Annotated in this window: 14 protein-coding genes; 6 read left to right on the top strand and 8 right to left on the bottom strand. The window is 71.0% G+C overall.

What is annotated here, in order from left to right; all coding sequences use genetic code 11:
• Nucleotides 1-323: 323 nt before the first annotated feature.
• The 6 genes from ACIGDI_RS36905 to ACIGDI_RS36880 all read right to left on the bottom strand — a co-directional run bounded on the left by ACIGDI_RS36905 (nucleotide 324) and on the right by ACIGDI_RS36880 (nucleotide 5924).
• Nucleotides 324-1238 carry an SCO1860 family LAETG-anchored protein gene (locus ACIGDI_RS36905; protein WP_399906245.1) on the bottom strand — a complete coding sequence of 305 codons (915 nt, stop codon included), beginning with the start codon at nucleotides 1236-1238 and terminating at the stop codon, nucleotides 324-326.
• Nucleotides 1239-1458: 220 nt separating this feature from the next.
• Nucleotides 1459-2550, bottom strand: a complete 1092-nt coding sequence (locus tag ACIGDI_RS36900; protein WP_399906242.1) for an amidohydrolase family protein — start codon at nucleotides 2548-2550, stop codon at nucleotides 1459-1461.
• A gap of 24 nt (nucleotides 2551-2574) precedes the next feature.
• Nucleotides 2575-3366, bottom strand: coding sequence for a PIG-L deacetylase family protein (locus ACIGDI_RS36895; protein WP_399906240.1), 792 nt, complete (start codon nucleotides 3364-3366; stop codon nucleotides 2575-2577).
• Between the two features lie 70 nt (nucleotides 3367-3436).
• Nucleotides 3437-4246 (bottom strand): amino acid ABC transporter ATP-binding protein, encoded by an 810-nt coding sequence (locus ACIGDI_RS36890; RefSeq protein ID WP_399906237.1) that lies wholly within the window; start codon nucleotides 4244-4246, stop codon nucleotides 3437-3439.
• Nucleotides 4243-5076, bottom strand: a complete 834-nt coding sequence (locus ACIGDI_RS36885) for an amino acid ABC transporter permease (RefSeq protein WP_200700475.1) — start codon at nucleotides 5074-5076, stop codon at nucleotides 4243-4245. The genes ACIGDI_RS36890 and ACIGDI_RS36885 overlap by 4 nt, the downstream gene beginning before the upstream one ends.
• Entirely contained in the window at nucleotides 5073-5924 is an 852-nt protein-coding gene (locus ACIGDI_RS36880) for a transporter substrate-binding domain-containing protein (protein WP_399906233.1), read from the bottom strand. Before ACIGDI_RS36880 ends, ACIGDI_RS36885 begins: the two co-directional genes overlap by 4 nt.
• Nucleotides 5925-6113: 189 nt before the next feature.
• Between ACIGDI_RS36880 and ACIGDI_RS36875 the strand changes: the two genes are divergently transcribed.
• The 6 genes from ACIGDI_RS36875 (at nucleotide 6114) to thpD (ending at nucleotide 11315) form a co-directional block, all read left to right on the top strand.
• Nucleotides 6114-7214 (top strand): pyridoxal-phosphate-dependent aminotransferase family protein, encoded by a 1101-nt coding sequence (locus ACIGDI_RS36875; RefSeq protein ID WP_399906230.1) that lies wholly within the window; start codon nucleotides 6114-6116, stop codon nucleotides 7212-7214.
• Nucleotides 7215-7265: 51 nt separating this feature from the next.
• Complete coding sequence (locus ACIGDI_RS36870; protein WP_399906228.1) at nucleotides 7266-7799, top strand: DinB family protein; 534 nt, start codon at nucleotides 7266-7268, stop codon at nucleotides 7797-7799.
• A 305-nt stretch (nucleotides 7800-8104) separates the two neighbouring features.
• A complete protein-coding gene (ectA, locus tag ACIGDI_RS36865; RefSeq protein ID WP_399906225.1) occupies nucleotides 8105-8620 on the top strand; it encodes a diaminobutyrate acetyltransferase in 516 nt (171 codons plus the stop codon).
• 91 nt (nucleotides 8621-8711) lie between these two features.
• Nucleotides 8712-9983 (top strand): diaminobutyrate--2-oxoglutarate transaminase, encoded by a 1272-nt coding sequence (ectB, locus tag ACIGDI_RS36860; RefSeq protein WP_399906222.1) that lies wholly within the window; start codon nucleotides 8712-8714, stop codon nucleotides 9981-9983.
• A gap of 32 nt (nucleotides 9984-10015) precedes the next feature.
• Entirely contained in the window at nucleotides 10016-10420 is a 405-nt protein-coding gene (locus ACIGDI_RS36855) for an ectoine synthase (protein ID WP_200700469.1), read from the top strand.
• Between the two features lie 7 nt (nucleotides 10421-10427).
• A complete protein-coding gene (gene thpD, locus ACIGDI_RS36850; protein ID WP_399906219.1) occupies nucleotides 10428-11315 on the top strand; it encodes an ectoine hydroxylase in 888 nt (295 codons plus the stop codon).
• Nucleotides 11316-11380: 65 nt separating this feature from the next.
• Here the strand turns inward: thpD and ACIGDI_RS36845 are convergent, their stop codons facing one another.
• Together ACIGDI_RS36845 and ACIGDI_RS36840 are read right to left on the bottom strand one after the other, a co-directional pair.
• Nucleotides 11381-12433, bottom strand: a complete 1053-nt coding sequence (locus ACIGDI_RS36845; protein WP_272175505.1) for an aminotransferase class V-fold PLP-dependent enzyme — start codon at nucleotides 12431-12433, stop codon at nucleotides 11381-11383.
• A gap of 95 nt (nucleotides 12434-12528) precedes the next feature.
• Nucleotides 12529-13245 (bottom strand): DsbA family oxidoreductase, encoded by a 717-nt coding sequence (locus ACIGDI_RS36840; RefSeq protein WP_399906216.1) that lies wholly within the window; start codon nucleotides 13243-13245, stop codon nucleotides 12529-12531.
• Nucleotides 13246-13292: the final 47 nt, after the last annotated feature.

Below are 13292 nucleotides of genomic sequence, written 5' to 3'. Positions count from 1 at the left end.
CAAGGCCCCGGCGGTCGCGGTCGGCTCCGCCCGGCTCGGCGAGAAGTGGCCGCCGCCGACAGCGCGCGACCGGGCCACAAGGCCCGATGACGCCGGCCGCCCGCCGAGCCCCCCGGGACACGGCCGGCGTGCCGCACGGGCCGGTTGTCGGCAAGGCCCCGGCGGTCGCGGTCGGCTCCGCCCGGCTCGGCGAGAAGTGGCCGCCGCCGACAGCGCGCGACCGGGCCACAAGGCCCGATGACGCCGGCTGCCCGCCGAGCCCCACGGGCACGGCCAGTGTCACCGACGGCCGTGCCGCGTGGGCCGGTTGAGGGGCGGACGCGTCAGTTGCGGCCGCGGCGGGCCAGGGCCAGGGCGCCGCCGCCCGCCACGACCAGGGCGACCGCCCCTCCCGCGAGGTACGGCGTCAGCGAACTCCCGCCGGTCTCGGCGAGGTTGGCCTCGTTGCCGGGGCCGCCCTGCGGCTTGACGTCACCGGGGTCGCCGGAGGGTGCCGTGCTCGGCTGCGCGGCCGGCGCGGGCGGTGCCTCGCAGGTCGCCTTCGCCAGGGTGAGGGTGCCCTCGACCTCGGCCACGTTGAGCTTCAACGGGTTGACGGAGACCTTGAGTTCCAGCGCGGTGGCCGCGGCCGTGCGCGAGGTCGTCTCCCTCTTGGACAGGTCCAGGCGGACCTCGCCGATGCCGGGCACCTTCACGTCGGTCGTGCCGCCGGTCGTGACGGTGACCTTCTTGCCGAGGACGGTGACGCCGCCGAGCAGGTTGGAGTCGGCGACCGGTGCCTCGCCGGCCGCGCAGGTCGCCTTCGAGGTGACCTGGCCGATCTCGACGAGGGACAGCAGGGGCAGCCCGGGGACGTGCAGCCTGGCGTGGACGAGGTTGGTGTAGCCCTCGGCCTTGGCGGGGGTGACGGTCGCCTTCGCCGTCGCCACCTCCGCGGCCAGGACGCTGAACGGCTTTCCGCCGTTCACGCCGTCAAGGGTCGCGGTGAGCGCGGTCTTCTCGGCGCTCTGCGGTGCCTGGACCTGGTTCAGGGAGACCGCGAGGGGGACGTTCACGGTCTTGTTGAGCAGGGAGACGTCGAGCCCGGTGCGCAGGACGACGGCGCTCGCGCGCCCCTGGTCGCCGGTGGCGTGCGCGGTGCCCGCGGCGGCGAGGGCCGCGGGACCGGCGGCCAGGGCGGTCGCCGTCGCGACGGTGGCGAGACGGCGTGCGGGCATGCGGAATTTCTTGCCGTTCAAGGTGGGGACCCCTCAGAGGAGACTTGCTCGGGACCCGCCAAGAATTACGCACCACGGGTGAACAGGCGGCCGTCCGGCGCCAGTTCACCCCATCGTGCTTTCGACGTGAACATTTTCGAATCGCAGGGCACAGGCGTTCCACGCTTTCACCGCCGCACCGCCCGCCGTCCGAACACGGCGGTCGACGAACCGGCGCACGGGACGGCGCACGCCGCGTCAACTAGCCGACGACACGCCCGTTCAGCACGATCCGCCGCGGCGCCGCCAGCACCCGTACGTCGGCCCGCGGGTCGTCCTCGTACACCACGAGGTCCGCCGCCGCGCCCTCCTCCAGTCCCGGCCGCCCGAGCCACTTCCGCGCACCCCAGGTGGTGGCCGACAGGGCCTCGACGGCGGGGATGCCCGCGGCGACCAGCTCGGCGACCTCGCCCGCCACCAGACCGTGGGCGAGGTGACCGCCCGCGTCGGTGCCGACGAAGACCGGGATCCCGGCGTCGTAGGCGCCGCGCACGGTGTCGTAGCGGCGCTCGTGCAGGCGGCGCATGTGCGCGGCCCACTCGGGGTACTTCCGCTCGCCGCCGGCCGCGAGCTCGGGGAACGTCGCGATGTTGACGAGGGTGGGGACGATGGCGACGCCGCGCTCGGCGAAGAGCGGGATCAGGTCGTCGGTCAGTCCGGTGGCGTGCTCGATGCAGTCGATGCCGGCCTCGACCAGGTCCTTCAGGGAGTTCTCGGCGAAGCAGTGCGCGGTGACGCGGGCGCCCTGCCGGTGCGCCTCGGCGATGGCGGCCTCGACGGCGTCCCGCGGCCAGCTGGGCGCCAGGTCGCCGAGGCCGCGGTCGATCCAGTCGCCGACCAGCTTGACCCAGCCGTCGCCGCGCCGGGCCTCCCGGGCGACGTACTCGACCAGGTCCTCCGGCTCGATCTCGTGGGCGTAGCCGCGCATGTAGCGGCCGGTGCGGGCGATGTGCCGGCCGGCCCGGACGATCTTCGGCAGGTCCTCGCGGTCGTCGACCCAGCGGGTGTCCGAGGGGGAGCCGGCGTCGCGGATGAGCAGGGTGCCCGCGTCCCGGTCGGTCAGCGCCTGCTTCTCGGCCACGTCCTCGGGCACCGGGCCGTGCGGGCCGAGCCCGACATGGCAGTGGGCGTCGACCAGGCCGGGCAGGGCCCAGCCGTCGACGGTCGTCACGTCGCGGGCGCCCGCGGGACGGTCGTAGGAGATCCGTCCGTCGATCACCCACAGTTCGTCCCGGACGTCCTCGGCCCCGGCCAGGATCCGGCCCTTCACGTGCAGCACCGCGTGTTCGCTCATGCCCCGCACCTTAGGACCTGTCCGTCACTGCTCCCAGGGCGGCGGTCCCTCGAAGGCCAGGGGGTAGACGTCGAACAGGACGGCGGCCTCGACGCCGAGCGCGGGGCCGCCCCGGCGGGCGACCCAGGTCAGGAAGGGCCGCGGCTCGAAGGCGGCCGCGCCGAGGCCCTTGGTGTACTCGGCGTGGGCGGCCAGGGAGGCGATGCCCCGCTCCAGCGGTTCGCCGGAGACGTCCACGCCGTGGGTGGGCCGCTCGGCGCCGGCGAAGCACACGAAGCGCACGCCGCCCCAGGGTTCGAGGCCCTCGTCGGAAAGTTCGGGGAAGACCCACCGGTTGCCCGCGTCCCGGGCCGCGTCGAGCGCCGCGAGGCCCACCGCGCGGTGGTCGGCCTGGTTGACCATGCCGCCGATCATGCGCACGGTACGGGCGCCCGTGACCAGCACCTCGGGCCGGTGCCGGCGGATCGCCCGCACGATGTCGCGGCGCAGGGCCGGGCCGTACTCGACGATCCCGTCCCGGTGGTCGAGGAACTCGACCGTCTCCACGCCCACTTCGCGGGCGCCGGCGCGTTCCTCCGCCTCGCGCAGCGGCCCCGCCTCGTCGGGGTGCAGTCCGTCGATGCCCGCCTCGCCGCGCGTGGCCAGCAGATAGGTCACCCGCTTGCCCCGGGCCGTCCAGCGGGCCACGGCCGAGGCCGTCCCGTACTCGATGTCGTCCGGATGGGCGGCCACGGCCAGGCAGCGCTCCCAGTCCTCCGGCAGTGCGGGCAGGAGGGTGCCGGGGCCGAAGCCCGCGGGCTCGTCATGAGTCGTCATGGCCCGAATGATGGCGGTTCCGGCCGTGTGGGCGACAGAGGAATGTATGTCCCCGTTTCGCACGTGCGTCTCAGCCGCTGCCGCCCACCTGGTCCGAGGTCTCCTCCTCCACCTGCGCCATCGCGGGATCGAGCAGCCGGGAGAGGAAGTGGCGGGTGCGCTCGTGGCGCGGGGCGCCGATGACCTGTCCGGGGCTGCCGTCCTCGACGATCACCCCGCCGTCCATGAAGACGACCCGGTCGGCGACCTCGCGGGCGAACGTCATCTCGTGCGTGACGACCATCATGGTCATGCCCTCGTCGGCGAGCATGCGCATCACCGCGAGGACGTCCCCGACCAGTTCCGGGTCGAGCGCCGAGGTCGGCTCGTCGAAGAGCATCACCTCGGGGCCCATGGACAGCGAGCGGGCGATCGCCACCCGCTGCTGCTGGCCGCCGGAGAGGGAGGCGGGGTAGGCGTCCGCCTTCTCCGACAGTCCCACCCGCTCCAGGTTCTCGGCGGCGACCTTGGCGGCCGCGGCCTTGTCCCGGCGCAGCACCCGGCGCTGGGGCAGGGTGAGGTTCTCGGTGACCGTCAGGTGCGGGAAGAGGTTGAACTGCTGGAAGACCATGCCGATACGGCGGCGTACGGCGTCGATGTCGACGTCCGGGTCGGTGAGTTCGGTGCCGCCGACGAAGACCTGCCCCTTGGTCGGCTCCTCCAGCAGGTTCACGCACCGCAGCAGCGTCGACTTGCCCGACCCCGAGGGGCCGATGACGCACACGACCTCGCCCTGGCCGATCTCCAGGTCGATGCCGCGCAGGACCTCGTTGTCCCCGAACGACTTGTGCAGGCCCCGGACTTCGATCTCCGGGCCCGCCGAAGGCCGCTGTTCGCTCATTTGACGGCCTCCTGGGCCTTCGCCTCCATGCGGCGCACGACGAAGCCGAGCGGGATGGTGACCAGCAGGTAGCACAGGCCGGCGACGAGGATGGGCGTGGAGTTGGCGGTCGTACTGGCCAGGTCGCGGCCGTACTTGGACAGTTCGCGCTCCTCCAGGGTGACGCCGAGGAAGAGGACCAGCGAGGAGTCCTTGAAGAGGAGGACGAGTTCGTTGGTCAGCGGCGGGAGGATGATGCGGAACGCCTGCGGGACGATGATGGAGATCATCGCGCGGGCCGGCGAGAAGCCCAGGGAACGGGCCGCCTCCATCTGCCCCTTGGGCACCGCCTGGATGCCGGCGCGGATGGTCTCCGCCATGTAGGCGGCGGCGACCAGGCCGAGGGCCAGGGCCACCTTCCCGTACGTGCCGCCGACGATCTCCGTGCCCGGGAAGGCGAGGGGGACGGCGACCCCGATGAAGATGAAGATCAGCAGGGCCGGCAGACCGCGGAAGATCTCGATGTAGACGCCGGCGAGCCAGCGGTAGGGCCCCACGGACGACAGCCGCATCAGGGCGATGACCATGCCCAGCGCCAGTCCCACCACGAACCCGGACAGCGTGTACAGGACGGTGTTCTTCAGCGCCAGCGTGATGACGTCCGGGAACATCTGCTTGGCGATGCTGCCCTGCGCGAACTGGTTCTTCAGCCGCCCCCAGTCCGCCGAGACCGCGAAGGCGATCACGGCGGCGACGAAGACGACGTACTGGACTCCCCGCGACAGACTGCGCTTCTGCCGCCGGGTCAACCCCTTCTTCTTCGGCTGGAGTCGTACGTCGGTGGTGGTCATGAGGCGGACGGGGAGGCCGCGGCGGCGTTGTAAGGGCCGATCCACTTCTCGTACAGCTTCTTGTACGTGCCGTCGGCCTTCGCGTTCTTGATCGCCTTGTTGACGGCGGCGAGGAGCTTGGTGTTGCCCTTCTTCACCGTGAAGCCGTACTGCTCACCGGTGTTGATCTGGCCGGCGAGCTTGAAGGCGTTCGCGTTGGCCTTCTTCTTCAGCCAGCCCTGGACGACCGGGTAGTCGATGACGACGGCCTTGACCTGGCCGGTGCGCAGGCCGTTGAGGACGGCGTCGGAGGACTCGAAGGAGACCGGGTCGAAGCCCTGCTTCTTGGCGTAGTCCTCGCCCGTGGTCTGCGCCTGGGCGCCGAGCTTGACCTTCTTCGCCTTGGCGTCGGCGAGCGAGGTGATGCCGCTGTTCTTGTCGACGAGCAGGGCCTGGGTGGCGTCGAAGTAGGGGTCGGAGAAGTCGACGTTCTTCTTGCGCTCGGCGGTGATGGTCATGCCGGCCGCCGCCAGGTCGCATTCGCCGGAGTTGAGGAAGGCGCCGGTCTTGAAGTTCTCGAAGGGCGTGTCGAGGATCTGCTGCTTCACGCCGAGGTCCTTGGCGACGAGGTCGATCATCGACACGTCGAAGCCCTGCACCTTGCCGTTGATCTCCGACTGGAACGGCGGGTAGGGCAGATGGGTGCAGGTGGTGAGCTGTCCGGGCTTGACGAGCTCGACCCCGCCGGCGGCGGTCTTGCTGCCGCTGCCGCCGTTGCCGCTGGAGGTGCAGGCGGCCACGAGCACCAGCCCGGCCGTGGCGGTGGTGGCGGCCAGGACGCGGGTCCGGCGCCCGGAGAACGTTGTCACGGGGTGGCCTCCTGTGTGGGAACTGTGGGTTCCGATTATAAGGAGAAGTTTGGGTCTCTCAAATCAAACCGATGGTCGTGAGGCCGCCCGGCCTAAGAAGTCGCAAGCGGCAGGAGTCCACGGGAGGGGCACGAGGGGCGGATACCCTCGACTGAGCCGACCACTCGTGAGCGAAGAGAGAGCACCGCTGTGACCCACCCCTTCCTCGATCTGCCCCCGCTGAGCGCCGCGCACTTCGCCTCCGTCGAGGACCGGGTGGCCCGGCTGCTCGGCACCGAGCACGACGTCGTGATCATGCAGGGCGAGGCGTTGCTGCCGCTGGAAGGGGCGATCCGCGGGACGGTGGGTCCCGGGAACACCGCCCTGAACGTGATCACCGGGCCGTACGGGCAGACGTTCGGGAACTGGCTGCGGGACTGCGGGGCCACGGTGATCGACCTGGCGGTGCCGTTCCACACGGCGGTGAGCGCCGGGCAGATCCGGGAGGCCTTCGCCGAGCACCCGGAGATCGACTTCGTCTCCCTGGTGCACGCGGAGGCGGCGACCGGCAACACCAACCCGGTCGCGGAGATCGGCGAGGTGGTACGGGAGCGGGGCGCGCTGTTCTACCTGGACGCGGTGGCCTCCGTCGGGGCCGAGCCGGTGCTGGTGGACGCGTGGGGCGTGGACCTGTGCGTGATCGGGGCACAGAAGGCGATGGGCGGTCCGGCCGGGGTGTCGGCGGTGTCGGTGAGTGCGCGGGCGTGGGCGCGGATGGCGGCGAACCCCGGGGCGCCGCGCCGGTCCTACCTCTCCCTGCTGGACTGGAAGGAGCGGTGGCTCGACGGCGGCCGGAAGGTACTGCCGCACGCTCCGGCGCAGTTGGAGATGCTCGCGCTGGAGGCCTGCGTCGAGCGGATCGAGGCGCAGGGGCTCGACGCGGTGATGGGCCGGCACCGCGCGGCGGCCGCGGCCACCCGGGCCGGGGCGGTGGCCCTGGGCGGCGGTCTGGAGCCGTACGTCCACCGGGCGCGGGAGGCGGCGCCCGTGGCCACGACCCTCAGGCCGCCCGCCGGCGTGGTGGCGTCGGAGCTGGTGGCGCGGGCCCTGGCGACGGACCCGGCGCTGCCGCTGGCCGCCGGCGGGGGCGCGTTGGCCAAGGAGATGATCCGGGTCAATCACTACGGCCCTGACGCGAGGGTGGAGGTCGTGCAGGGATGCCTGGCGGCGCTGGGGGCCGCGCTGGCGGAGAAGGGTCTGGCGGTGGACCCGGAGGGGGCGCGCCGGGCGGCGGAGGACGCCTGGCGCTGACCGCGGCCGGAACGACGCCTCACTGTCGGACCCGCGTGCCATGCTGCCCGCATGACCACCGATACGCGCCCCACCCTTCCCGACGGCCGCCCCGTCCCCCATCTCACCGGCGACGAACGCCCCATGCTCGACAGCTGGCTCGACTTCCATCGCGCCACGCTGGAGCTGAAGTGCAAGGAGCTGGACGACGCCCAGGTGCGGGCCGCGGCGGCCGAGCCGTCGGTGCTCACGCTGCTCGGGCTGGTGCAGCACATGGCCGAGGTGGAGCGGAACTGGTTCCAGCGGACGGTGGCGGGGCTGGACGTGCCGCCGGTGTACGGGGAGGGGAACGAGAGCGGGTACGGGCTCGATCCCGCGCGGGGGCTGCAGGAGGCGCTGGACACCTGGCGCCGGGAGATCGCCCGGGGACGGGAGCTGTCCGCCGGGCGGCCGCTCGACCGGACCGGGCGTCTGGCCGACGGCCCGATGGCCGGTACCGAGGTGAGTCTGCGGTGGGTGCTCATTCACATGATCGAGGAGTACGCCCGGCACAACGGACACGCGGATATCCTTCGCGAGCGTATCGACGGAGTTACCGGCGCCTGAATTCGGCATTATTACTCTATAGTTTTTCCGGGTAGCTTCCCGTTTTCTTCTGCCCGCTCTCGCCGGTCCTAAACGCAAAGATTTCGCGAACGCCGACGGGGGTAATTCGCGCAGATCTCGTGAGGGTTACACGGTTGTGACGCGTTACACAAGCGGCCCGTTTTGTGCGGTATTTACCGCACAAAACGGGCTCTTTCGGCCCGGTTGCAAGATCGACTCGCGCCCGCGCGATAACACACGCACCGCTCATACGTAACCCCGATCGGCCATGCATTTTTGAATTCCTCTCGGTAAGTTCAATTCGCATGACTGCCGCACAAGCCGACTCAGCACAGTTGCAAATCGACCGTCCCTCGGTAACGGACGGCGCCGCGCTGTGGCGGATAGCGCGCGACTCGAAGGTGCTCGACCTGAACTCGTCGTACAGCTATCTGCTGTGGTGCCGCGACTTCGCCGCCACCTCGGCCGTGGCGCGCGACGAGCACGGCGAGGCCGTCGGCTTCGTCACCGGCTACGTCCGGCCGGACCGTCCGCGCACCCTGCTGATCTGGCAGGTGGCGGTGGACGAGGCCCAGCGCGGGCGGGGACTGGCCGCCGCGCTGCTGGACGGGCTCGTCGTCCGGTGCTCCGCCGAACACCGGATCACCGCCGTCGAGAGCACCATCACGCCCGGCAACACCGCCTCCGAGCGCCTGTTCACCTCGTTCGCCGAGCGGCACGGCGCCGACGTGGAACGCGAGGTGCTGTTCGACACCGGCCTGTTCCCCGACGGCCCGCACGACCCCGAAGTCCTGTACCGCATCGGCCCGCTCTCCCTCTGACGCCGGCGCACTGCCCCACCCCCCACCCCCACTCCCTCACTCGCACCTGACGACCCCACGCACTCCCCCACGCAACGAGGAGCGATTCGTCGTGACCATCACCCAGCCCGACCTCAGCGTCTTCGAGACCCTCGAGTCCGAGGTGCGCAGCTACTGCCGCGGCTGGCCCACCGTCTTCGACCGTGCGCACGGCAGCCGTATGTACGACGAGGACGGCCACGAGTACCTGGACTTCTTCGCCGGCGCCGGCTCGCTCAACTACGGCCACAACAACCCGGTCCTGAAACGGGCGTTGATCGACTACCTGGAGCGGGACGGCGTCACGCACGGGCTCGACATGTCGACCACCGCCAAGCGGTCCTTCCTGCAGACCTTCCAGGACCTGGTGCTGCGCCCGCGCGACCTGCCGTACAAGGTCATGTTCCCCGGCCCGACGGGCACCAACGCCGTCGAGTCGGCTCTCAAGCTGGCCCGGAAGGTGAAGGGCCGCGAGGCCATCGTGTCCTTCACCAACGCCTTCCACGGCATGTCGCTCGGCTCCCTCGCCGTCACCGGCAACGCCTTCAAGCGGGCCGGCGCCGGCATCCCGCTGGTCCACGGCACGCCCATGCCGTTCGACAACTACTTCGAGGGCAAGGTCCCGGACTTCCTGTGGTTCGAGCGGCTGCTGGAGGACCAGGGCTCCGGTCTGAACAAGCCCGCCGCGGTGATCGTGGAGACCGTGCAGGGCGAGGGCGGCATCAACGTGGCGCGCCCCGAGTGGCTGCGCGCGCTCGCCGAGCTGTGCGAGCGGCAGGACATGCTGCTCATCGTCGACGACATCCAGATGGGCTGCGGCCGCACCGGCGCCTTCTTCTCCTTCGAGGAGGCCGGCATCACGCCCGACATCGTCACCGTCTCCAAGTCCATCAGCGGCTACGGACTGCCCATGTCGCTGTGCCTGTTCAAGCCGGAGCTGGACATCTGGGAGCCGGGCGAGCACAACGGCACCTTCCGCGGCAACAACCCCGCCTTCGTCACGGCCACCGCCGCACTGGAGGCGTACTGGGCGGACGGCTCGGCGATGGAGAAGCAGACCCGCACGCGCGGCGAGCAGGTCGAGCGGGCGCTGGCCGCCATCGCCGAGGAGAACCACCCCGACGTCAAGGAGTACCGCGGCCGCGGACTCGTGTGGGGCATGGAGTTCCACGACAAGGAGCGCGCGAGCCGGGTCGCCCGGCGCGCCTTCGAACTCGGCCTGCTCATCGAGACGTCGGGCCCGGAGAGCGAGGTCGTCAAGCTGCTCCCGGCGCTGACGATCACGGCCGACGAGCTCGACGAGGGGCTGAGGGTCCTCGCCCGGTCCGTACGCGAGACCCACTGAGAAACCCGCCGAAAAAGGAGAAGTGCAGCACAGTGATCGTCCGTTCGTTCAAGGAGATCGAAGGCACCGACCGGCATGTGAAATCCGCGTCCGGCACCTGGGAGAGCAAGCGCATCGTCCTGGCCAAGGAGAGGGTCGGCTTCTCGGTGCACGAGACGATCCTCTACGCGGGCACGGAGACCCACATGTGGTACGCCAACCACATCGAGGCCGTCGTCTGCACCCGGGGCGACGCCGAGCTGACCGACCGCGAGACCGGGCAGACCTACCACATCACGCCCGGCACCATGTACCTCCTCAACGGCCACGAGCGGCACACGCTCAAGGTCAAGGAGGACTTCCACTGCATCTGTGTCTTCAACCCGCCCGTCACCGGCCGGGAGGACCACGACGAGAACGGCGTCTACCCGCTGCTCACCGAACCCGAGGAGGTGTGAGAACCCCATGACCACCGTCACCGATCTCTACCCCACCCGCGGCACCACCGAGGTGTCGATCCCGCGCCAGGACCCCGTCGTGTGGGGCGCCCCCGACACACCGGGTCCGATCTCGTCCGGCGATCTGCAGTCGTTCGAGCGGGACGGCTTCCTCGCCGTCGACCAGCTCATCGCCCCGGACGAAGTGGGCGTCTACCAGCGTGAGTTGGAGCGGCTCGTCACCGACCCGGAGATCCGGGCCGACGAGCGGTCGATCGTCGAGCCGAAGTCCAAGGAGATCCGCTCGGTCTTCGAGGTGCACCGGATCAGCGAGGTGTTCGCGAAGCTGGTGCGCGACGAGCGGGTCGTCGGCCGGGCCCGGCAGATCCTCGGCTCGGACGTGTACGTCCACCAGTCGCGGATCAACGTCAAGCCCGGTTTCGGGGCCAGCGGCTTCTACTGGCACTCGGACTTCGAGACCTGGCACGCCGAGGACGGCCTGCCCAACATGCGCACGGTGTCCGTCTCGATCGCGCTGACCGAGAACTACGACACCAACGGCGGGCTGATGATCATGCCCGGCTCGCACCGGACGTTCCTGGGCTGCGCCGGCGCCACGCCCAAGGACAACTACAAGAAGTCGCTGCAGATGCAGGACGCGGGCACGCCCTCGGACGAGGCGCTGACCGAGATGGCGAGCGCGTACGGCATCAAGCTCTTCACGGGCAAGGCCGGTTCGGCGACCTGGTTCGACTGCAACGCCATGCACGGCTCCGGCGACAACATCACGCCGTTCCCGCGCAGCAACGTCTTCATCGTCTTCAACAGCGTGGAGAACAAGGCGGTGGAGCCGTTCGCGGCACCGATCCGGCGCCCCGAGTTCATCGGGGCCCGGGACTTCACTCCGGTGAAGTGACCCCCTGAAGCACCGGGCCGGGGCCTCCTCGTGTGGGACGGGAGGCCCCGGCCCGGTCATGTCCGTCAGCCGGACAGCGCGTCCAGCAGGCGGTCCACGTCGTCCGGCGTGTTGTACAGGTGGAAGGAGGCGCGCAGATTGCCGGCGCGGTCGGACACCTCGATGCCGGCACGGCTCAGCGCGGGCTGGCGGTCGCCCAGGCCGGGCACCGAGACGATGGCCGAGCCCGGCGCGGGGACGGGCTCGTGGCCGAGGCGCGCGAGCCCCTCGCGGAACCGGTCGGCGAGGGCCACGTCGTGCGCGTGGACGGCGGCCACGCCGAGTTCCTCGATCAGCTCGAGCGAGCGGCGCAGCCCGGCGAAGGTGAAGAGGGCGGGAGTGAGGTCGAACCGTCGTGCGGAGTGGGCGAGTTCGGCGACCGGGCCGTAGCAGCTCTCCCACGGCCGCTCGCCCGCGACCCAGCCGGCGAGCACCGGGGTCAGCCCGCCGAAGTCCTCCGGCACGACGAGGAAGGCCGCGCCGTGCGGGCCGAGCAGCCACTTGAAGGAGACCGTGGCGCTGAAGTCGTAGGCGTCCGCGTCCATCGGCAGCCAGCCGGCGGCCTGCGAGAAGTCGACGTAGGTGCGCGCCCCGTGGGCGCGGGCCGCCTCGCGCAGGGCGGGCAGGTCGGCGACACGGCCGTCCGCGGACTGCGCGGCGCTGACGGCGACCAGCGCGGTGCCGGGACGGACGGCCTCCGCGATCCCCTCCAGCGGCACCGAACGGACCTTGAGGTCGCCGCGGACGTGGAAGGGGTTCAGTACGGAGGTGAAGTCGTCCTCGGCGGTGAGGACTTCGGCGCCGGACGGCAGCGAGGCGGCGATCACCGCGGTGTGCGCGGCGACGGAGGCGCCGGCGGCCACCCGGGTGGCGGGGACACCGGCGAGCCGGGCGTATCCGGCCCGGCAGGCCTCCACATCCTCGTGCAGCGGGGTCAGCGGCCGGCCCTGCGCCCGCAGCAGCGCCGCCTGGTGCAGGGCGGTCACGGTGCGGGCGGGCAGCAGGCTGTTGCTGGCGGTGTTGAGGTAGGTGCTCTCCGGGGCGAACTCGGCGCGGACCAGGCTCTCGAAGGTCTCCATGGGTCCACTCTGACCCCCGGAGAACTCATAGTCCATTGCCGATTTCTGCGTGGTTTCCCTAAGCGGTGCTTATGGATATGCCCCGACCTGCGTCTTCAGTGCCGCGGTACCGCGCATCCGTCGGGGCCGCACGCGTCCGCGTCGCCCTGGTCGAGGAGCTGCAGCGGGGAGTGCTCGCCCCAGGCCTGGGTCAGCGCCTGGGTGAAGACCTCGGCGGGCTGCGCGCCGGAGACGCCGTACTTGCGGTCCAGGACGAAGAAGGGGACGCCGTTGGCGCCGAGCTCGGCGGCCTCGCGCTCGTCGGCGCGGACGTCGTCGGCGTAGGCGGTGGGGTCGGCGAGGACCTTGCGGGCGTCCTCCGCGTCCAGCCCGGCGGCGACGGCCAGCTCGACCAGCCGCTCGTCGCCCTCGGAGAACACTGAGCGCTCCTCGGCGAAGTTCGCCCGGTACAGGACCTGGATCAGCTCGTCCTGCCGGCCCCGCTCCTTGGCGAGGTGCAGCAGGCGGTGCATGTCGAAGGTGTTGCCGTGGTCACGGTCGCGGGTGCGGTACTCCAGGCCCTCGGCGGCCGCCTGGGCGCCGAGGTTCTCCTCGCCGGCCTGGGCCTGGGCCTCGCTCATGCCGTACTTCTTCGTGAGCATGGAGATCACCGGCTGGACGTCGCCCTTGGCGCGGCCGGGGTCCAGTTCGAAGGAGCGGTGCACCACCTCGACCCGGTCGCGGTGCGGGAAGGCGGCGAGCGCCTTCTCGAAGCGCGCCTTGCCCACGTAGCACCAGGGGCACGCTATGTCCGACCAGATCTCGACCTTCATGTTCTCTCCAGCTCGTACGGTGACGGAGGCCGCCTCCGCCGAGTGGG

The organism is Streptomyces sp. NPDC085900, from assembly GCF_044540925.1.
GTDB lineage: Bacteria > Actinomycetota > Actinomycetes > Streptomycetales > Streptomycetaceae > Streptomyces > Streptomyces gilvifuscus.
The sequence above is the reverse complement of the archived record's forward strand: the minus strand, read 5'-3'. Positions and strand labels throughout refer to the sequence as shown.

Excerpts from the sequence above, each read along its gene's own strand:
- ACIGDI_RS36900 (WP_399906242.1), bottom strand. The coding sequence starts at position 2,550 with ATGAGCGAACACGCGGTGCTGCACGTGAAGGGCCGGATCCTGGCCGGG.
- ACIGDI_RS36895 (WP_399906240.1), bottom strand. The coding sequence starts at position 3,366 with ATGACGACTCATGACGAGCCCGCGGGCTTCGGCCCCGGCACCCTCCTG.
- ACIGDI_RS36890 (WP_399906237.1), bottom strand. The coding sequence starts at position 4,246 with ATGAGCGAACAGCGGCCTTCGGCGGGCCCGGAGATCGAAGTCCGGGGC.
- ACIGDI_RS36885 (WP_200700475.1), bottom strand. The coding sequence starts at position 5,076 with ATGACCACCACCGACGTACGACTCCAGCCGAAGAAGAAGGGGTTGACC.
- ACIGDI_RS36870 (WP_399906228.1), top strand. The coding sequence starts at position 7,266 with ATGACCACCGATACGCGCCCCACCCTTCCCGACGGCCGCCCCGTCCCC.
- ectA (WP_399906225.1), top strand. The coding sequence starts at position 8,105 with ATGACTGCCGCACAAGCCGACTCAGCACAGTTGCAAATCGACCGTCCC.
- thpD (WP_399906219.1), top strand. The coding sequence starts at position 10,428 with ATGACCACCGTCACCGATCTCTACCCCACCCGCGGCACCACCGAGGTG.
- ACIGDI_RS36845 (WP_272175505.1), bottom strand. The coding sequence starts at position 12,433 with ATGGAGACCTTCGAGAGCCTGGTCCGCGCCGAGTTCGCCCCGGAGAGC.
- ACIGDI_RS36840 (WP_399906216.1), bottom strand. The coding sequence starts at position 13,245 with ATGAAGGTCGAGATCTGGTCGGACATAGCGTGCCCCTGGTGCTACGTG.